Genomic DNA, 18,602 nt, shown 5'->3' on the forward strand with positions numbered 1-18,602 from the left:
GCCCCTACAGTGGGCTGAGCCGCAGTCCAGACCCAGCAGACAGCTCCGGTGCAACCAGCCCCGCAGACGGCTTCGATGTAATGGCGTGTAATGGCGCCGCCAGCAGTGGCAGACCATTACATTCCCGCACAGCCGTGATCGATGGCGAGTCTTTAGACTATTGCCGCTCGAATGGGATGCATTCGCTATGCCGCGCAGTGCATCGCGTTGCGCAAGGTCTGCACGCAGCCAGCGCTAGGCGAGGGCACACGTACGCGCTGTGTCGCGCCGGCAATCGTGCTGCGCCCCTCTGCAACGCGTGGGCCGATCCTCGATCCTGGTTCCCGCCAAGGGCCTGCCAATCCCTTCGTACTGCGCCTGCGGCACCGCCGCGTTCGCCGCTTCCTGTCCATCGACTTCCCTGGAGCCCTGCCCATGAACCGCTTGCCCACCTGGCGGCGTCTGCTGCCGTTGTTCGCCATTGCCTGCTGCTGCCTGGGTTTGCCTACGCCTGCAGGTGCCGCGCAGGTGACCGATGTCCTCGGCCGTACCGTCAGCGTCGACCACGCGCCGCAACGCATCGTGCTGGGTGAAGGTCGGCTGTTCTTCGCCCTGGCGCTGCTGGACCGCGATAACCCGTTCCAGCGCGTGGTCGGTTGGCAGAACGACATGCGCCTGCTCGACCCGCATACCTATGAGGTCTACGCCAAACAGTACCCACAGATCAGCCAGCTGCCGCTGATCGGCCAAGCCTCCGAGCAAAGCGTCAGCGCCGAACAGATCCTGGCCCTGAAACCGGACCTGGCCATCTTCAGCATCGCCGGCGAAGGCCCTACCCAGCACAGCCCGGTGGCTGACCTACTGGCCAAAGCCGGGGTGCCGGTGCTGTTCATCGATTTCCGCGTGCACCCGATCCGCAACACCCGGGTCAGCCTCCAAGCCCTGGGCACCTTGCTTGACCGCCAAGAGCAGGCGCAGCACTTCCTCAGTCTGTACGAGCGCCACCTGCAGCAGGTCGAGCAACGTGTCGCGGGTATCAAGGACAGCGAGCGGCCCAAGGTCTTTCTCGAACTGCTGCCCGGCGTGTGGCAGGCCCCGGGGCACACCACCGGCAAGAGCGGCCTGGGCAGCGTGGTCACCGCCGTGGGTGGGCACAACATCGCCGCCGACGTGGTGCCCGGTGCGCTGGGCGATGTCAGCGTCGAGTACGTGCTGCAGCAGGACCCGGACGTGTACATCGCCACCGGCAACCGCGCCCCGGGCGTGTTGCTCGGGGCTGGCGTCGCGCAAAACACCGCCCGCGAAAGCCTGGCGCGTATCACCGCACGCCCCGAGTTCGCCCCGCTGCGGCCGATCCAGCAAGGCCAGGCCCACGCCCTGTGGCACGACTTCTACAACTCGCCGTTCAACATTCTCGCCATCGAAGCCATGGCCCGCTGGATCCACCCTGAGCGGTTCAAAGACCTCGACCCGCAAGCGACCCTGGCCGAGATCAACCAACTGCTCAAGGTCGACCTTCAAGGCAGTTACTGGATCGATGCGAAATGACCGCGCAGCCCTCCACCGGTGCGTTGCACGCAGTGGCGCGCTATCGCCATCTGTTGTGGCGACGTACCTGGCTGGTCATTGCATTGGCGCTGTTGCTGGTGCTGGCCGTGCTCGCAGATCTGGCCAGCGGTGCATCGGGCATGGGCCTGTGGCAACTGATCCACGGCGTGTTCGACCCGGCCAGCCTCAGCGCCACCGAGCGGGTGATCATCTGGAACGTGCGCCTGCCCTATGCGCTGATGGCGGTGCTGGTGGGTGCTGCGTTGTCGCTGGCCGGTGCCGAGATGCAGGCGATCCTGGATAACCCGCTGGCGAGCCCGTTCACCTTGGGCGTGTCGTCCTCGGCGGCGCTGGGCGCGTCGCTGGCGATCGCCTACCCGTTGAGTGCGGCCTGGCTGGCGCCCAGTGTGCAGGTGCCGTTGATGGCGTTCGTCTTCGCCTGCCTGTCGGTGCTGCTGCTGCAAGTGATGTCACGCCTGCGCGGTGCCGGGGTGCAGAGCCTGGTGCTGTTCGGCATCGCCCTGGTGTTCAGCTGCAACGCGCTGGTGTCGCTGCTGCAGATGCTGGCCACCGAAGATGTACTGCAACAGTTGGTGTTCTGGACCCTCGGCAGCCTGGCGCGGGCCAACTGGGACTCGCTCACGCTCCTGGCGATCGTGCTGGCCGTGGTGATGCCGTTCTCGCTGCGCGCAGCACCGGCAATGACCTTGCTGCGCATGGGCGAGGACCGCGCACGCAGCTTCGGGGTCGATACCCGGCGCCTGCGCCACGCCTCCTTGCTGCGCATCAGCCTGCTGGCGGCCACCGCGGTGGCATTCGTCGGCACCATCGGGTTCATCGGCCTGGTCGGGCCACACATCGCCCGCCTGCTGGTGGGTGAGGACCAACGTTTCCTGCTGCCGGCCAGTGCGCTGGTGGGGGCCTTGCTGCTGGCGCTGTCGTCGGTGGCGAGCAAACTGATTCTGCCGGGCATGATCGTGCCGGTGGGCATCGTCACCGCATTGGTCGGGGTGCCGGTGTTCGTGGTGCTGGTGTTCCGCCGGGGGAGAAACCTGTGAGCCTGTCGATCAACGCGCTGTGCGTCTGCTACGGTTCGCGCCCGGTTATCCACAACCTGAGCCTGCCGCCGCTGCCCAGCGGCAGCCTGGTGGCGCTGGTCGGCCCGAACGGTGCCGGCAAGTCCACCTTGCTGCGGGCGCTGGCTGGCCTGGAGCCGATGAAGGGTGGGCTGAGCCTCGATGGGGTCGAGGTTACCCGGCTGAGTTTCGCCGAGCGCGCCCGCCGCCTGAGCTACATGCCCCAGCAACTGCCACCCGACATTGCCTTGGGGGTGCTGGAAAGCATCATCGTCGGCCTGCGCGTCAGCGGCGCCGACAATCCGCCGGCGATCGCCTTCGAGGCATTGCGCCAATTGGGCATCGAGCACCTGGCCGAGCGCGGGCTGGATGCGCTGTCGGGCGGGCAGAAACAGCTGGTCGCGCTGGCCCAGCTCCTGGCCCGCAATCCCCAGGTGCTGTTGCTCGACGAACCCACCAGCGCCCTGGACCTGCACTATCAACTGCGGGTGATGGACGCCGTGCGCCAGCGCGTGCAGGCCCAGCGCCTGCTGGCCATCGCCGTGCTGCACGACATCAACCTCGCGGCCAGGCATGCCGACACCCTGGTGATGCTCAGCCAGGGCCGCGTGGTGGCCTGCGGCACCCCGCAGGAGGTACTGCAACCGGCGCTGCTGGCTGAGGTGTACGGGGTCCATGCGCGGGTCGAGCGGTGTTCGCAGGACCGGTTGCAGGTGTTGGTCGACCGCGCGGTGTTGTAAGCGCGGCGTGGCCGACGTCATGCGGCCTGAACGGCAACGCGTGATTGCGCGCCGCTGAGCGGCAGCGGTTCGCCGTGCGGGGCTGGGCGTTTCAACCTCGTCATGCGCGCTGCTGCGGGGTGCCTGCAGGAGCGCGGCGGGGGCGCTATGACGCCCCACCGGCCACAGGCGAGGTATCCTCGGCGGGCGGGGTTGGCGCCGGGCGAGGTCAGGCGCCGCGCCCCCTCTGCGCCGGCGCGATCATCCCTGCCAGCGCCGCTGAATCGGCGCGCCAAGCGCTGTGGGTCCGCCAGGCTCAGGCGAACAGGCCGTCGATTCCAGCCAGGCCAAGCGCTATGCGCCGAGCATCGAGCGGCCGGTCAAGGCCGCGCTTGCCGCTGATCAGGCGCACGGCCTGCAGGCTCGGCGGTGGCGGATCGAGCAGGGCCAGCAGGTCCAGGGCCGGCGTCTTGTAGATCGACAGTTTGCGCAGTGCCACCTCATGCGTGCCAGCGAGCTGGGCCAGCGTCTTGAGGTTTTCCAGGCGCAGCGCGTGCAGATCCTTGCAAGGGGTCAGGTCCAGACTGGCAATGTGCGGCTGGTCTTCGATCTGCAGCACTTCCAAGCTTGGAAACTGCGCCAGGTCCAGGCCTTGTAACCCGCGCGCACGGCACAGGTGCAGGTGCGTGGTGCTCTGGCTGCTCAGCTCAGGCATGCCCTCGCGGCTGCCGAAACCGATGGCCAGATCACGCAAGCCGGGGAGGGTGGCGATCACTTCCAACGTGGTGCTGGCCGGCTGGCGGTAGAGGCTCAAGGCAGTCAGGCCCTGGAGCGCCTGTAGCGGTGCCAGCCCGGTGGTTTTGGCGTTCACGTGCAAGGCTTGCAGGTGGGGCAGCTGGCTCACCGGGTGCAGATCGAGCTTCGTCCCGATTTCCTGGGCGACCCTCAAACTGCGCAATGTGCGCAGGTTATCCAGGGCCAGCACGGGGTTGAGATCGAGCCTGTCCATGCCCAGCGCCAGGCTGTGCAGCTGAGTCAGGCCCCCTAGCCGTTCAAGGTTCTCGACCTGATAGAGGCAATCGAGGGTCAAGACGTGGACGTGGGGCAGCGACGCCAACGTGCGTCCATCGAATGGCTGCCCCGCGAAGTGGCCCCAGAAGCGCACTTCGAGCCGGGGGCCGTGGGCTGCGCACAACGCATCCAATGCCGCCAGGATGGGCGCCGGGTACTGCTCGGGGGCGGAGAACTGCACGACCAGCGCTGCTTCGGTGCTGGCCAGTCGCTCGGTAACGGTGGTCTGCAGATCGTGCAAAGACGGCGACTCAAGGCGCTGCGCCAGCATGGCGGTGTCTTCCATCGGAGGGGGATTGGTTGACCCGCCAGCGCAGGCGCGGTTCCGCGCTGCCAGCGCCCCAGGTGTTGCCGAAAACGCTCGCGCGGTGGAGGGGCGTCACGCGCGCGGGCTCGGATCAGCGAGGTTTGCCGCGCATACACGGTGCGGCGAGCGGCCCGGCGAGCACCGATCAGCGACGTTGCAGGGCATCGAGCTGCTGCTGGGCATGCGCGGCCATGCGGTAGGCATCCAGCACGGCAGCGATTTCTTCGATGTGCAGGCGTTGGCCATTGCGCATCACGCCGGCCGACTGAATGCGGATGTTCGGCGCAGGCTTGGCCAGCGCGAGGGCCTGATTGCCGAACAACTTGAACGTGGCGCGGTGCTTGGGCAGCGGCGCGCCAGGGCGCAGGGTCAGCGTCTGCTGGGTGATCAAGCCCTCATCCTTGACATGGATGTCGGCGATGTCGGTCAGCTCGACCGGGGCGCTCAGGGTGTCGACCGTCAGCTGCCGGCGGTTCAGCCGCATGAACACAGCGTTGCCGGCGTTGCGGTGTTGCCAGGTCAGGACCGCGAAGAGGGCGACCATCACCAGGGTGAAAATCATGGACTTGGTGTTGCCGGCGTGGATCGCCATGCCCAGGAGTACCAAGGCCCCCACCAGCAGGATGGGCCCCCACACCTTGAAGCGGCGGGTGTTGGTGAACTCGCTTTGCTCAGGGACCTGCGCGATGACCGCCTTGAGCTCATCGATCACTTGCTGGCGGCTGGCTTCTTGGGCCTGGCTGTGTTCACGGGTCAGCGATTCGGCCAGGTTGGCCAACGGGTCGGGATTCTGTGGGGTGCTCATGGCTGGGTTTCCTGGTAAGGGAGGGACGGGGTGAGGGGCCGTGGTGGCGCGGCCTGAAGAGAAACGGGTGGGACGCTGTGGGCGGCAACGTGCCGAGCACCGAGGCTCATGCCCAGGCCCCAGCGATGTTCGACGGCGCAGGCGCTTGGGTCAGTTGGCCGAACCACTGGCGGTCTTGCTCTCGGGGTGTGCGGGTGGCCTGGGCCAACAGCTCGGCATCGATCTCCACCTGCAGATGGCGCAAGCGCAGCGCTGTCGCGGGGTGGGTATCGAATGGGTGGTTCACGGTGTGTTCCAGCACCTGATCATCCAGCCGCATCGGCGTGCGCTGGAGATGCTCGGCCAGGGCCTGGAGCACATTGCCGTGCTGGCGGTCGTCGAGCAGTTGCCTGATTTCGCTTTCCAGCGCGATGACCCGCAGCAGGGCCTGGGCGAACAGACGTGTGCCGGCTATCTTCGCGGCGCTGCGGTCGGCCAGCAGTTCCTCGGCGCGGCCCCAGTGATGCACCGCCAGCTGAAAGTGCAGCAGGAACTGCGCGGTGATCCAGATGGCGGGGCGTTCGATCCACGAGGGGTCAGGGTCTTGGGCGCGGATCAGCTCGAAGTGCTCGCACATCAAGCGGAAATGCGCCGAAACCTCACTGCCGCGCTCAGTATCGCGGTTGTTGAAGTGGCCCAGCTCATGACCAATGATCGCGGCAGTCTCTGCCTGGCTGAGGGTGCACAGGTAGGGCAGCGGTAGATACATCGTGCGACCGCTGAGCGTCTGGCCTGAAGGCTGCAGGGTGACGTTCACGCAGGTCACGAAGAACGACTGGTCCACACCCACGACGATGTGATCGGGCATGGGCGCGTCGAGCTTGCTGGCCAGGGCCTCGACCCAAGCCCATACACCGGGCGCCTCGCTACGGCTCAGGCCACGACCGAGAACGCTCGACATCGGCGTGTCCATCGCCTGCCAGCGTTTGCGCAGACGCACGATCAGCATGATGCCAATACCCATCACCCCCAGCACGGGAATCGCCACCAGCGCCATGGCCCAGCCACCGCCTTTGAGGTGGCTCCAGCCGTAGCTCAGCTCATACAGCAGGCTGGTGCCGATGGCGGCCACCAGCAGGCCGGTATAGGCCACCAGCCAACGCCCGATCACGTGCCAGCTCTGGCTCAGGTGGTTGTACAGGTACTGTTGGGATTTCAGTGCGCGCCAGGCATCCATGCGCAGTTTGATCCACGTACCCGGTCCTGCCAGTAGCGCAGCCAGTGCCAGCCAGTAGGCCAGCCAGGCCAGGGCCTTGCGCATGAGCAGGGGGGGGCGATCGGCTTGGGCCTCGCGTATTTTCCACGCGAACTGGTCGCGCCGACCCTGCGCCGAGATGGCCTGGGTGCGTTCGGCGTACGACAACCGCTGCAACAGCTCATCGCTCGGGTTGGCCAGCCACTGCTGCATCACCTGCGCCTCTTCCAGCACGTTGCTGGCTCGCCAGCTTTGCAGGCTGCTCCAGGCCATCAGGGCTAGCGGCAACAGCACAACCATCAATGGCCAGGCCATCCGTCGCAGGCGATTCATCATCTATTCATTCTCGACATCATCAGGTGTGGCAGGGCTCAGGTGGGGCCTGGGGCGGCCGCGAGATCGGCAGCATCAGCGGCCTGTGACGGTGGCCGTTGCGATCGTTGCAGCGCCGGCTCGATAGCCGGTCTCGCAATGACCGCGCAATGGCTCCGCGTTTCGGTTTCCTGGCCGTGAAATTTCTGGCCTGGCCCACGGTCTACAGCGCCTGGACGATTCCTTTGCAAGGCACGCTACCGGTGCGCTTGCAGGCCGGTGAAAGTGGCCTTGCGCCATGGATGTGGGCCCGCAGGCCCTCAGTTCCTGGCCGTCCTGAAAAGGGTTTGCGCAGCGCGGCGCACTGTCGCGGCCGTTGCAAGCACGCCGCTGTATCAGGGCCTCGGGCACGCCAAAGCCGTATTGAAGGCAACCGAACACGATCTGCCAAGCACCTGGGCCGTGGCCCACAACAAACAAGCCGTTGCTCACAACGCACAAGGAATCTGCTGTGACGGCGTTATCATGCACACCGTCTTGCAGCACCCGTGGATATGCGACCGATGAAACGCTGGACCCCTTACCTGGATACGCACTTTGTGTACGACCATCCTGCGGTGCTGGCCACGGCCGGCGTGCTGGACGACAGCGCGCAGCAGGTGATCGGCAGCGCCATCGGGCATTACCGGGCGCGCACGGTGCGTGCGCATTTGCAGTACTTCGACTGCAACCTGCAATTTCCTGAGCCGGTGCGCATCGACAAGGTCCTGCCAGGCAGCCTGTGTCTGGTGCAGGTGCTCGATGGCCAGTGGCAACACCGGGTCGACGGGCAACTGAATCGTTATACCTTGGGCGGTATCCATTGCCTGGGCTTGAGCGAGAGCATGGAGGCGGTGGACCAGTTGCCCGCCGGCAGCCATGCGCGCATGGCCGGCCTGCGTATTGCGGGGGATTTCCTGCAAGAGCTGGCCGAAGAAGATGACGCCCTACGTCCGTTGTTGGGCCTGCTCTACGACGGCATGCAATTCACCGAGTTCAACCGCTGCAAGGCCCTGGGTGTGTTGCTCGAGCGGCTGTACCACTCGCCGTACGAGGGCGCACTCGAGCGCTTGAACCAGGAAAGCCTGAGCCTGGCGGTACTGGTGGAGCTGGCCGCCTTTCTCAAGGGCGAACCGGCTCGGCCCAAGCCCACGCCGCGAGGGCAACGTGACATCGCCCATGAAGCCCGCAGCATCCTCGACGCACACTTGATCGACCCACCGGGCAGCGTGGCCCTGGCGCGCCAGCTCGGGGTTGGCGAGACCACCCTGCGTCGGGCATTTGTCAGCGTGTATGGTCAGTCGATGCTGCAGTACTTGCGCCAGGCGCGCATGGAACTGGCGCGCACCTTGCTGCGTCAGCGCAAATGGCAAGTGGCGCAGATCGCTTTTCGCCTGGGCTACGCCAACCCGGCCAACTTCAGCCATGCGTACAAGGCGCATTTTGGACATCCGCCGGGGGCGCAGACCTAGGCAGCGTGAGCCCGGCGCGAATCACCCGGCCGGCCTCCTGCGGCCGTTGGCGCTCCGTTCAGGCAGGTCGCTGGACCGGTGGCACTCGCCACCTGCGCAGGTGGCTGCGCTGTGACGGAATAAGCGCGCCCTGGACGGGCCTAGTTCGTTGCCGCCAGCGCCTTGGCGGGGAGGTTGCTCGCCAGGTGGGCAGGCCGGCAGCCCGAAAACAGGTCCAGCGCGGGCTTGTAGGCCTGCGTTTGTACATTCAACAGCCCCAGCATCGAGTGGAACAGGTTGTCCTGGCTCAACGGGGTATCGCGGTCGTGTTCCAGGCAGGTCATGTCCAGCCCCGTGCTTTTCTGGTACGACGGCGACAGCCACACCAGCAACGGCACGTGCTTCTGCTGATCGGGCGCGAGCATGTACGGCGTACCGTGCAGGAACAGGTTGTACTCGCCCAGTGATTCGCCGTGGTCCGACAGATAAATCATGGCGGTGTCGACGCGGTCCTGGTTTTTGCGCAGGGTGTCGATCAGTTGCGCGAGCACATGGTCGGTGTAGAGCAAGGTGTTGTCGTAGGCGTTGACGATGCTGTCGCGGCTGCATTTGTCCAATGCGTTGCTTTTGCACACGGGCGTGAAACGCTCGAAGGCGGCGGGGTAGCGTTTGTAGTATTCCGGGCCGTGGCTGCCCATCTGGTGCAGCACCAGTACGGTGTCATGGTCGAGGTGGTCGAGGGTCTGTTGCAGGCCTTGCAGCAGGATCTCGTCGCGGCACTCATGGTCTGCGCACAGGGCGGGGTCCTTGGCGTTGCTGACATCTTGCACGGTGACATTGCCACAGGTGCCTTTACAGCCAGACTGGTTGTCGCGCCAGATCACGTGCAGGCCAGCCCGCTTGAGCACATCGAGCAAGCCCTCTCGATTGCTCACGGCCGCGGCGCTGTAGCCCGCACGCCCGAGGTTGGAGAACATGCAGGGCACCGACACGGCGGTTTCGGTGCCGCAGGAGTGCATGTCGGTAAAGGCCACCAGGCCTTGCTCTTTGCTCAGTTCAGGGTTGGTCTGGCGACCATAGCCCAGCAGGCTGAAGTTTTCAGCGCGGGCGCTTTCACCCACCACCAGCACGGTCAAGGATTTGCGTGTCTGCGGGCTGGTCGTTCGGGCGCGCACGGCATCTTCGCCGACCGGCGTGAACGGGGTTTGTGCGGTGACCCATTGTTCACGCAGGTAATTGATCGAGGCGCCGATATAGTTGCTGGGTACCACCAGCAACCGAAGTTCATGGTGATTGCGCAGCATTGACGACAACCCTTGATAGTTGATCAAGCCCGCTGCCGTGATCAGGGCTGCGCAACTGGCTGTGACCAGCGTTTTGCTGAATAGGCTTGGTAATACCGAGCGGTAGTGTATGGGCGTTCGCCAGAGCAGCGCCGACGGCAATACCCCTAACAGCGCTATATAAATAAAAAGTTTCGGAGAGAGCAGGTCGCGTACTTCTGTGGCATTGGTTTGTACGGTATTGCGTAGCATCCCCGCGTCGATCATGATGCCGTAGCGGTTCATGAAATAAGTTACACCTGCACTGACCATGAACAGTGTGATCAATACCGGTTTCAACAGTTTCGGCAATGCCAGCCAGGTAAGAATTGCGGTGAACACGCCGAACAGCATGACGGCAAACGCCACGGCCGGCTGCCAGCCGGCGCCGGCCGAACCGGTGATGCTATCGAGGTGCCGCCAGAGCGGCAGGTTGAAGGCTGCCAGAAGGAACCCACTGGCAAGTACCGTCACAACTTCAGGACGCACAGGTTTGATGTTCAGCATGGGAGTCTTTGAGGAAAGGTAAAGGAGTCGAGGCGTGAGCCGTTCTTGGATGGCGCCAACTCTATGCCGCCAATCATCAAGTTTTCGTGAAAGCTTTTTGCTGAAAGTGTAATTATTTGTAGGGAAATTATTAAAGTCTGTGCGCGCTGGATGAATGATTATTTAGAATGTGCCGCGGCACTGTTTTGAACGGATTTTTTACAATCTTTTCACTAGTTGGCGATACCTGTCGAACTATCGTCGCGCCGAAATCGATCTACTGTAATTGCGCGCCAGTGCTGGGTAACTGCGCGCCTTTCGACGGCAGCCGACGCCTTTCGCTGAGCGCTGTGTCATTTCCTTTATTAGCGGAGTTTCTGCATGGCTATCGCGCTTTCGTCCACTGCCTCGCGGCCGTTCAATTTCCGCCTGGCGCTGGGCATTCCTCTGTTGCTGATGGGGTTGATGCTGTTGTTCGACATGACCCACATCGACTTCCAACTGGCCCATCTGTTCTACCAGCCCGGTACAGGTTTCATTGGCCGCAACAGCTACTGGCTGGAAAACATCCTGCATGACCGCGTCAAGCAGGCGGTGATCGTGCTGGCGGTGCTGCTGTTGGTGGCCTTTGTGGCCAGTTGGTTCTATGCACCGCTGCGCCCGTGGCGCAGAGTCTTGGGCTATGTGGTGCTGGCCTTGAGCCTGACCACCTCGGTGGTGATGCCGCTGAAGATCGCCACGGGCGTGCACTGCCCATGGAGCCTGAGCGAATTCGGCGGCAGCGAAACCTACACGCCATTACTCGCCCATCGCGCCGAAACCCTCAAACCCGGCCTGTGCTGGCCAGGCGGGCACGCCTCCACCGGTTTCTCGCTGCTGGCGCTGTTCTTCGCGTTGCGTGATCGGCGTCCGAGGGCCGCGCAGGTGGCGCTGGTGCTGGCGCTGAGCTTGGGTGCGGTGTTGTCACTGGGGCGCATGGCCCAAGGGGCGCATTTCCTCTCGCACAATCTGTGGACGCTGTTGATCGACTGGATGATCTGCGTGCTGTGTTACCGGGGGCTGGTGTATCGACCCGCAGGTGAGCGAGCGAGGGGGAAGGGCTTGCGCGGGGCGGTGCGCATCGGTAGCTGAAAGATCCTCGCGGCAAGGATGTTTTGCGCTCGGAAACAACAAAGCCCCCCATCGGGGTCATACCAGTCAGTTAACGATTCACGGTAGAAGCGAAGGAAAGCCCAGTTCTTGCTCGCGAAGCGCGCCTAGGCAACGCGTTCATGCTCGATAAGCGCGCTGGCCCTGAGTGCTTCGCGAGCAAGCTCGCTCTTACGTTAACTGACTGGCATGACCCCGATGGGGGGCTTTGCCGTGGTGCTGCGCGCAGCCGCTTAGACGTTGAAGCGGAAGTGCATCACGTCACCGTCCTTGACGATGTAGTCCTTGCCTTCCAAGCGCCATTTGCCCGCTTCCTTCGCGCCGCTTTCACCCTTGAACTGGATGAAGTCGTCGTAGGCCACGACTTCGGCGCGGATGAAGCCCTTTTCGAAGTCGGTATGGATCACGCCAGCCGCTTGTGGGCCGGTGGCGCCGATGCGCACGGTCCAGGCACGGACTTCCTGCACGCCGGCGGTGAAGTAGGTCTGCAGGTTGAGCAGCTCGTAACCGGCGCGGATCACGCGGTTCAGGCCGGGTTCTTCAAGGCCCAGGGCCTCGAGGAACATGTCTTTTTCTTCGCCGTCATCGAGCTCGGCGATTTCGGCTTCGATCTTGTTGCACACCGGCACCACGACCGCGCCTTCTTCTTCGGCGATGGCGCGCACCACATCAAGGTGCGGGTTGTTGTCGAAGCCGTCTTCGGCGACGTTGGCGATGTACATCACCGGCTTGCTGGTCAGCAGGTGGAAGCCGTGAATCTGGGCTTTCTCGTCGGCGCCCATGTTCTTCATCAGGCTGCGCGCAGGCTTGCCTTCGGTGAAGTGGGGGATGAGTTGTTCCAGGATGGCTTTCTGCGCCAAGGCGTCCTTGTCACCGCCCTTGGCGTTGCGGGTGACTTTCTGCAGTTGCTTCTCGCAGCTGTCGAGGTCGGCGAAGATCAGTTCCAGGTCGATGATCTCGATGTCGCGCTTGGGGTCGACGCTGTTGGAGACGTGGATCACGTTCTCGTCTTCAAAGCAGCGCACCACGTGGGCGATGGCATCGGTTTCGCGGATGTTGGCCAGGAACTTGTTGCCCAGGCCTTCACCTTTCGACGCGCCCGCCACCAGGCCGGCGATGTCGACGAATTCCATGGTGGTCGGCAGGATGCGGTTGGGCTTGACGATCTCGGCCAGCGCTGCCAGACGAGCGTCGGGCATCGGCACGATGCCGCTGTTGGGCTCGATGGTGCAGAAGGGGAAGTTCTCAGCGGCGATGCCCGATTTGGTCAGCGCGTTGAACAGGGTGGACTTGCCAACGTTGGGCAGACCGACGATGCCGCAATTGAAACCCATGTGAATTCCCCTCTCTAGGAAGTCAGGCCTTCTGGCCGTGCAGCTCGCGCATCGCCTTGGCGAAGTCGCCAGCGAGGACATCTGGCAGCACGCCGAGGGCGTAATCGATACTGGTGTCTAGCTTGTCCTGTTCGGCGCGCGGTGCGCGGCCCAGCACGAAGTTCGATACCAGCTTGGCGTCGCCCGGGTGGCCAATGCCAAGCCGCAGGCGGTGGAAATCGTTCTGGTTGCCGAGTTGCGCGATGATGTCGCGCAGCCCGTTGTGCCCGCCATGGCCGCCGCCTCGCTTGAGCTTGGCGACGCCGGGGGGCAGGTCGAGTTCGTCGTGGGCCACCAGGATTTCTTGCGGCGTAATGCGGAAGAAATTGGCCAGAGCCGCGACGGACTGGCCGCTGCGATTCATGTAGGTGGTGGGGATCAGCAAACGAACGTCGCGGCCCTGATGGCTGAATTTTGCCGTCAGGCCGAAATACTTGCGGTCAGCGCTGAGTGAAACACGCTGGGCGCTGGCAATGCGTTCAACGAAAAGAGCCCCTGCGTTATGCCGGGTCTGTTCGTATTCGGGGCCGGGATTTCCCAGGCCAACGATCAACTGGATGGCGGTCACGTCAGGGGCTCTTCCTTGGGGCAGTCAGGTTACAGTGCGCGGCACTGTACCCTGACCTACACCGGCGTGCGAGTGATTACTCGGCAGCGCCTTCTTCACCTTCTTCTTCAGCAACGACGCGCGGTGCGTGAACGTTGGCAACGGCTTTGTCGTCGCCGTGGGCCAGGGCCACGAACTCGACGCCTTTCGGAGCCTTGAGGTCGGACAGGTGAATGATGGTGCCGACTTCAGCGCCATTGAGGTCAACTTCGATGAACTCAGGCAGGTCCTTGGCTTCGCAGGACACTTCGATCTCGGTTTCGGTGTGGGAGATCTCGCCGCCGTTCTTGACGGTGGTTTCTTCGTTGACGAAGTGAACCGGAACCTTGGCAGTCAGTTTCTGGCCAGCAACGACACGAATGAAGTCGGCGTGCATGATGAACTGCTTGACCGGGTGACGCTGCATGGCCTTGACGATGACGTTTTGCTTGGTGCCGTCGACGTTCAGCTCGATGACGTGGCTGAAAGCAGCTTCGTTTTCGAACAGCTTGGCGATTTCCTTCAACACGATGGTCAAGGATTCAGCTTCTTTGTTACCACCGTAGACAACGGCAGGGATGCTTTGCGAATGACGCAGGCGGCGGCTCGCACCTTTCCCCAGGTCAGTACGCTTTTGGGCGTTCAGGATGAAATCAGTCATGGTATATCTCCAAAATAGCCAGCTCCCGAAGGCGTTTGCGACCAGCGCCAAACGGGGTGGGCAAAAAAGCCCCGCCCCAACAAGAGGTTGGGGCGGGGCGCTTTTCGTCAGGGCGGGTTCCGCTTAGCGGAACATCGCACTGATCGATTCTTCGTTGCTGATGCGGCGAACCGCTTCGGCAACTACCGGTGCGATATCCAGTTGGCGGATACGGTCACAGGCTTGAGCAGCGGCGGACAGCGGGATGGTGTTGGTCACCACCAGTTCGTCCAGGACCGACTTCTCGATGTTCTCGATCGCGCGGCCGGAAAGCACAGGGTGCGTGCAGTAGGCATAGACCTTGGCAGCGCCGTGTTCTTTCAGGGCCTTGGCCGCATGGCACAAGGTGCCGGCGGTGTCGACCATGTCGTCTACCAGGATGCAGGTGCGCCCCTCGACGTCGCCGATGATGTGCATCACTTCGGAGTGATTGGCCTTTTCACGGCGTTTGTCGATGATCCCGAGATCGACGCCCAGTGACTTGGCCACGGCACGTGCACGCACGACGCCACCAATGTCTGGGGAAACGATCATCAGGTTGTCGAAACGCTGGTCTTCGATGTCATCGACCAGTACGGGCGAGCCGTAGATGTTGTCGACGGGAATATCGAAGAAGCCTTGGATCTGGTCAGCGTGCAGGTCGACGGTGAGTACACGGTCGATACCGACGACAGTGAGCATGTCAGCGACGACTTTGGCGCTGATGGCTACACGTGCCGAACGCGGACGGCGATCTTGGCGGGCGTATCCGAAGTAGGGAATCACGGCGGTGATTCGAGACGCTGAGGAGCGGCGGAAGGCATCTGCCATCACGACCAGTTCCATCAGGTTGTCATTGGTTGGAGCGCACGTGGGCTGGATGATGAAGACGTCTTTACCGCGAACGTTTTCATTGATCTCAGTGCTGATCTCGCCGTCGGAGAACTTGCCGACAGAAACATCACCCAGTGGAATATGCAGCTGACGTACGACACGCCGAGCCAGATCGGGGTTGGCATTCCCCGTGAAGACCATCATCTTGGACACGCGCAGTACCTGAAGGCTGAGGGTAACCTGGATGAGAATAGGAAAATGGCAGGGGCGGCTGGATTCGAACCAACGCATGGCAGGATCAAAACCTGCTGCCTTACCGCTTGGCGACGCCCCTGTATCTGTTGCTGCGAATACGCTGTATTCGACTTCTAGAGCAGACTTTGCAGCTTCCGATGCAACATTGAAGTGTTGCAACCTTTAGCGACAAACCCTGTTTGGGTCTCTGAAAGAAGGGCCAGAACTTTATCAGCTTCGGCTTTGCTTGGGAAGGCCCCAAACACGCAACTTCCAGTACCGGTTAATCGAGCTTCCGTGTATTTACCCAATGAAATCAGCGAATTGCGAACTTCTGGATAACGTTGCTCTACCACCGGCTGGCAGTCATTACGACTGTTTCCCTCGGGAACGGGGCGCATCTTAAGGGGGAGGGAATCCCGTGTCAACTCTGGATGTGAAAAAATTTCTGCTGTGCTGACAGACACTTGCGGCACCAGCACCACATACCAGGGCTCGACGGGATCGACAGGCGTGAGCTGTTCGCCCACCCCTTGTGCGAAGGCGGCGTGACCGCGCACGAACACCGGAACATCCGCACCCAGTGCCAGGCCCAGCGTGGCCAGCCGGTCAGGGCTCCAGCCCAGTTGCCAGAGATGATCGAGCCCCAGCAGGGTGGTGGCGGCATCGGAACTGCCGCCGCCAATGCCGCCGCCCATGGGCAGCACCTTGTCGAGCCAGATGTCGGCGCCCAGCCTGCAGCCCGACTGCTGCTGCAGTTGCCGGGCGGCGCGAACGATCAGGTTGCTGTCGTGAGGCACCGACGCGAGGCTGTGGTGCAGGCGGATCTGCCCGTCTTCGCGCAACGCGAAACGCAGCTCGTCAGCGTGGTCGAGAAACTGGAATACCGTTTCCAGCAGGTGGTAGCCGTCATCGCGTCGACCCAGGATGTGCAGCCACAGGTTCAACTTGGCCGGGGCGGGCAGGGTCAGCATGGTTCAGCGGCCCAGCTGGCGCGGTTGCCAGTCCTTGATCACCAGGGTCACGTCGATCTTTTCGCCATGCAGCTTGATGCGCTCGGGCAGCCAGTAGCCGTTCTGCTCGGTGTAGCTCAGGTATTCGACCTTCCAGCCATCCTGGGCGAGGCTGGCCAGGCGGCTGTCGCCATCGAGGGTGAGCTGGCTCTTGCTGTCGGGTGCGGGCAGGCCGCGAACCCACCAGACCAGATGCGAGACGGGCAAACGCCAGCCCAGCTGTTCTTCCAGCAACGCTTCGGGGGTCGGGGCCTCATAGCGGCCCTGGTTGGCCACTTCCAGCACCACCGCCCCAGGGCGGCCGGTAAGCCGTGCAGCACCCCGACCCAGTGGGCCGGACAGGCGGATATCGTAGTAATCCTGGCGCTGCAGCCAGAACAGCGTGCCGCTGCCCGAGTCCTGCGGCGCGCGGATACCGACCTTGCCGTTGATCTGCCAGCCGTCCAGCGCGGTCAGTTGCGCCTTGTGCTCGCGCCATTGCGTGGGGTTGCCTTGGCCCTGAAGGGCTTCGTGGGAGCCGAAACCGGCGCAGCCAGCCAGTACGGCGAGCAGGCTGAAGGTGATGCAGTGGCGCAAAAACATGTCTTAGAGAGCCTCGGAGCCGGTCATGCGCAGGATGGTCTGGCGCAGGACGGTGCTGTCGGATTGGATGTCCAGGCCCTTGGCCCAGACCTGACGGGCGTCGCGGCGCTTGCCGTTGGCCCAGAGCACTTCACCCAGGTGTGCGGCGACTTCAGCGTCGGACAAGCGCTCGAAGGCCTTGCGCAACGCACGCTCGGCCTCGTCGAGATTGCCCATGCGATAGTTGACCCAGCCCAGGCTGTCGAGCACTGCCGGGTCGTCAGGGGTGATGCTCAGGGCTTTCTCGATCAGCCGCTTGGCCTCGTCGTAGCGTGTGGTGCGGTCGGCCAGGGTGTAGCCCAGCGCATTCAGCGCCATGGCGTTTTCCGGCTCGCGGGTGAGGATGGTGCGCAGGTCTTTTTCCATCTGCGCCAGGTCATTGCGTTTTTCCGCGAGCATGGCGCGGCTGTAGAGCAGGTTGAGGTCGTCGGGGTAGCGCTGGATGGCCTGCTGCAGCACCTGGTCGGCCTGGGCGGTCTTGTCGTTGTTGCTGTAGCTCTCAGCCTCGATCAGGTAGAGCTGGATGGCGTAGTCGGGCTGCGCTTCACGCGCTTCGGCGAGCAGGCGCGAGCCTTCGCGGGCGCGGCCGTTGGCAATCAGGATATCGGCCTGGCGCAGTTGTGCGGCGAGGTAGTCCGGCCCTGGCCCGACCAGCGCGTATTCGCGCAGCGCAGCCTCGGGGTCGTTGCGTTGCTCGCGGATGCGACCCAGGTTGAGGTGCGCGGCATCGGCGTTGGCGTCGCGCTCGACCAGTTCCTGCAGGTAACCCTCGGCTTCGTCGAGGTCCTGATTTTCCAGGCTGACCAGCGCCAGCGAGTAGCGCAGGTCGTCGTCCTCGGGGTACTGCTGTACCAGGCTGATGAACTCGGCTTTGGCGTCCTTGATGCGATCGAGCTCGACCAGGGTGCGGGCGTAGGTCAGGCGCAGGCGCTTGTCGTCAGGGTTGTCGGCAATGGCGCTGCGCAATAGCGGCAGGGCTTCCTCACCCCGATCGAGGGTCTGCAGCAGGCGCGCGCGCAACAGGATCGGCGCGACTTCACCGTCTTGTACAGGGTGCGATTCGAGCAGCTCCAGCGCTTCCTGGGTCTTGCCATCCTGGTTGAGCAGCAGGGCCTTGCCGAAAATCAGCTGACCATTGGCCGGATGCTTGGCCGACAGGCGATCGAAGCTTTGCAGCAGGCCGTCACGCGTGCTCTGGTCGGTTTCGGCCGCCGACAGGGCAAGGAAATCGAAGTGAGTGTCGCCCTTGGCCTGCAGGACTTTTTCCATGTAGGCCATCGACTCGTCGTAGCGCCCGGCGCGGGCCAGTTGAATGGCCGCAGCGCGCTGTGCTTCGAGGTTGTCGGCATCGTTGCGCGCCCAGAGCAGCGCGGTGTCCAGTGCCGGCTCATCGGCGCCGAGGTATTCGGCAATGCGATAAGCGCGCTCGGAAACGGCCGAATCCTGGGTTTTTTCGGCCTGGTCGACGTAGTTGGCCAGGGCGATGTCAAAACGATTGCGCTGGCCGGCCAATTCAGCCACCAGCAGGCTGTACAGCGTATCGGGCTTGAATGACCCGTAGACCACCGGCTCGGCCGGTGTCTGTTGGGCAGTGTCCTCGGCCGGCGCGCTGTGCTCGGTGGAATGCGGAGCCAGGCTCTGGCAGCCCTGAAGCAGGGCGAGGGCAAGCAGCAATGCGTAGCGTCTGTTCATAAATGAGGCTTTAGAGGGCTAACCGGCGGTCTGCAGATGATGACACAAGCGTTGTGGCAAACCCACCAACGA

At 63.4% G+C, this 18,602-nt stretch carries 16 protein-coding genes and 1 tRNA gene; 5 read left to right on the forward strand and 12 right to left on the reverse strand.

Annotated elements, in window-relative coordinates; genetic code table 11:
* The first annotated feature begins 414 nt into the window (after window positions 1-414).
* The 3 genes from SJI00_RS18450 to SJI00_RS18460 are packed head-to-tail and all read left to right on the forward strand — an operon-like array spanning window position 415 to window position 3,343.
* A complete protein-coding gene (locus SJI00_RS18450) occupies window positions 415-1,527 on the forward strand; it encodes an ABC transporter substrate-binding protein (RefSeq protein WP_322463114.1) in 1,113 nt (370 codons plus the stop codon).
* Window positions 1,524-2,585 carry a FecCD family ABC transporter permease gene (locus SJI00_RS18455; protein WP_322463115.1) on the forward strand — a complete coding sequence of 354 codons (1,062 nt, stop codon included), beginning with the start codon at window positions 1,524-1,526 and terminating at the stop codon, window positions 2,583-2,585. Before SJI00_RS18450 ends, SJI00_RS18455 begins: the two co-directional genes overlap by 4 nt.
* Window positions 2,582-3,343 carry an ABC transporter ATP-binding protein gene (locus SJI00_RS18460; protein ID WP_322463116.1) on the forward strand — a complete coding sequence of 254 codons (762 nt, stop codon included), beginning with the start codon at window positions 2,582-2,584 and terminating at the stop codon, window positions 3,341-3,343. The genes SJI00_RS18455 and SJI00_RS18460 overlap by 4 nt, the downstream gene beginning before the upstream one ends.
* 295 nt (window positions 3,344-3,638) lie before the next feature.
* Here SJI00_RS18460 and SJI00_RS18465 read toward each other — a convergent pair whose 3' ends face one another.
* The 3 genes from SJI00_RS18465 to SJI00_RS18475 form a co-directional block, all read right to left on the reverse strand.
* Window positions 3,639-4,664 (reverse strand): leucine-rich repeat domain-containing protein, encoded by a 1,026-nt coding sequence (locus SJI00_RS18465; protein WP_322463117.1) that lies wholly within the window; start codon window positions 4,662-4,664, stop codon window positions 3,639-3,641.
* 181 nt (window positions 4,665-4,845) lie between these two features.
* On the reverse strand, window positions 4,846-5,505 hold the full coding sequence (locus tag SJI00_RS18470; protein WP_322463118.1) for a hypothetical protein: 660 nt from the start codon (window positions 5,503-5,505) through the stop codon (window positions 4,846-4,848).
* A 106-nt stretch (window positions 5,506-5,611) separates the two neighbouring features.
* The gene (locus SJI00_RS18475) at window positions 5,612-7,072 is read right to left on the reverse strand and encodes a M48 family metallopeptidase (protein WP_322463119.1); all 1,461 of its coding nucleotides are present in this window, start codon (window positions 7,070-7,072) and stop codon (window positions 5,612-5,614) included.
* Window positions 7,073-7,614: 542 nt separating this feature from the next.
* Between SJI00_RS18475 and SJI00_RS18480 the strand changes: the two genes are divergently transcribed.
* Window positions 7,615-8,562, forward strand: a complete 948-nt coding sequence (locus SJI00_RS18480; protein WP_322463120.1) for an AraC family transcriptional regulator — start codon at window positions 7,615-7,617, stop codon at window positions 8,560-8,562.
* 140 nt (window positions 8,563-8,702) lie between these two features.
* Here the strand turns inward: SJI00_RS18480 and SJI00_RS18485 are convergent, their stop codons facing one another.
* The gene (locus SJI00_RS18485; protein WP_322463121.1) at window positions 8,703-10,370 is read right to left on the reverse strand and encodes a phosphoethanolamine transferase; all 1,668 of its coding nucleotides are present in this window, start codon (window positions 10,368-10,370) and stop codon (window positions 8,703-8,705) included.
* A 360-nt stretch (window positions 10,371-10,730) separates the two neighbouring features.
* Between SJI00_RS18485 and SJI00_RS18490 the strand changes: the two genes are divergently transcribed.
* Window positions 10,731-11,480 (forward strand): phosphatase PAP2 family protein, encoded by a 750-nt coding sequence (locus tag SJI00_RS18490; RefSeq protein WP_322463122.1) that lies wholly within the window; start codon window positions 10,731-10,733, stop codon window positions 11,478-11,480.
* A gap of 251 nt (window positions 11,481-11,731) precedes the next feature.
* On the opposite strand, the gene ychF is transcribed toward SJI00_RS18490, so the two are convergent.
* From ychF to SJI00_RS18530, 8 genes are all read right to left on the reverse strand, one after another.
* Complete coding sequence (gene ychF / locus SJI00_RS18495; RefSeq protein WP_322463123.1) at window positions 11,732-12,832, reverse strand: redox-regulated ATPase YchF; 1,101 nt, start codon at window positions 12,830-12,832, stop codon at window positions 11,732-11,734.
* Between the two features lie 22 nt (window positions 12,833-12,854).
* A complete protein-coding gene (pth, locus tag SJI00_RS18500) occupies window positions 12,855-13,439 on the reverse strand; it encodes an aminoacyl-tRNA hydrolase (RefSeq protein WP_322463124.1) in 585 nt (194 codons plus the stop codon).
* A gap of 76 nt (window positions 13,440-13,515) precedes the next feature.
* Window positions 13,516-14,118 carry a 50S ribosomal protein L25/general stress protein Ctc gene (locus SJI00_RS18505; protein WP_322463125.1) on the reverse strand — a complete coding sequence of 201 codons (603 nt, stop codon included), beginning with the start codon at window positions 14,116-14,118 and terminating at the stop codon, window positions 13,516-13,518.
* 123 nt (window positions 14,119-14,241) lie between these two features.
* Window positions 14,242-15,183, reverse strand: a complete 942-nt coding sequence (locus SJI00_RS18510; protein WP_028696334.1) for a ribose-phosphate pyrophosphokinase — start codon at window positions 15,181-15,183, stop codon at window positions 14,242-14,244.
* 46 nt (window positions 15,184-15,229) lie between these two features.
* Window positions 15,230-15,304: transfer RNA gene (locus tag SJI00_RS18515), tRNA-Gln, on the reverse strand.
* A 34-nt stretch (window positions 15,305-15,338) separates the two neighbouring features.
* Window positions 15,339-16,178 carry a 4-(cytidine 5'-diphospho)-2-C-methyl-D-erythritol kinase gene (gene ispE, locus SJI00_RS18520; protein WP_322463126.1) on the reverse strand — a complete coding sequence of 280 codons (840 nt, stop codon included), beginning with the start codon at window positions 16,176-16,178 and terminating at the stop codon, window positions 15,339-15,341.
* Window positions 16,179-16,181: 3 nt separating this feature from the next.
* Window positions 16,182-16,799 carry a lipoprotein insertase outer membrane protein LolB gene (gene lolB / locus SJI00_RS18525; protein WP_322463127.1) on the reverse strand — a complete coding sequence of 206 codons (618 nt, stop codon included), beginning with the start codon at window positions 16,797-16,799 and terminating at the stop codon, window positions 16,182-16,184.
* Window positions 16,800-16,802: 3 nt separating this feature from the next.
* Window positions 16,803-18,530, reverse strand: a complete 1,728-nt coding sequence (locus tag SJI00_RS18530) for a tetratricopeptide repeat protein (RefSeq protein ID WP_322463128.1) — start codon at window positions 18,528-18,530, stop codon at window positions 16,803-16,805.
* Window positions 18,531-18,602: the final 72 nt, after the last annotated feature.

Origin of the sequence: Pseudomonas gebzensis (assembly GCF_034427815.1) — a bacterium.
Lineage (GTDB): Bacteria > Pseudomonadota > Gammaproteobacteria > Pseudomonadales > Pseudomonadaceae > Aquipseudomonas.

Bases quoted from the DNA above. Each gene is read 5' to 3' on its own strand.
- SJI00_RS18450 (WP_322463114.1), top strand. From the start codon at position 415: ATGAACCGCTTGCCCACCTGGCGGCGTCTGCTGCCGTTGTTCGCCATT.
- SJI00_RS18465 (WP_322463117.1), bottom strand. From the start codon at position 4,664: ATGCTGGCGCAGCGCCTTGAGTCGCCGTCTTTGCACGATCTGCAGACC.
- SJI00_RS18530 (WP_322463128.1), bottom strand. From the start codon at position 18,530: ATGAACAGACGCTACGCATTGCTGCTTGCCCTCGCCCTGCTTCAGGGC.
- SJI00_RS18505 (WP_322463125.1), bottom strand. From the start codon at position 14,118: ATGACTGATTTCATCCTGAACGCCCAAAAGCGTACTGACCTGGGGAAA.
- SJI00_RS18485 (WP_322463121.1), bottom strand. From the start codon at position 10,370: ATGCTGAACATCAAACCTGTGCGTCCTGAAGTTGTGACGGTACTTGCC.
- SJI00_RS18470 (WP_322463118.1), bottom strand. From the start codon at position 5,505: ATGAGCACCCCACAGAATCCCGACCCGTTGGCCAACCTGGCCGAATCG.
- ispE (WP_322463126.1), bottom strand. From the start codon at position 16,178: ATGCTGACCCTGCCCGCCCCGGCCAAGTTGAACCTGTGGCTGCACATC.
- SJI00_RS18480 (WP_322463120.1), top strand. From the start codon at position 7,615: ATGAAACGCTGGACCCCTTACCTGGATACGCACTTTGTGTACGACCAT.
- ychF (WP_322463123.1), bottom strand. From the start codon at position 12,832: ATGGGTTTCAATTGCGGCATCGTCGGTCTGCCCAACGTTGGCAAGTCC.
- SJI00_RS18475 (WP_322463119.1), bottom strand. From the start codon at position 7,072: ATGAATCGCCTGCGACGGATGGCCTGGCCATTGATGGTTGTGCTGTTG.
- lolB (WP_322463127.1), bottom strand. From the start codon at position 16,799: ATGTTTTTGCGCCACTGCATCACCTTCAGCCTGCTCGCCGTACTGGCT.
- SJI00_RS18455 (WP_322463115.1), top strand. From the start codon at position 1,524: ATGACCGCGCAGCCCTCCACCGGTGCGTTGCACGCAGTGGCGCGCTAT.
- SJI00_RS18490 (WP_322463122.1), top strand. From the start codon at position 10,731: ATGGCTATCGCGCTTTCGTCCACTGCCTCGCGGCCGTTCAATTTCCGC.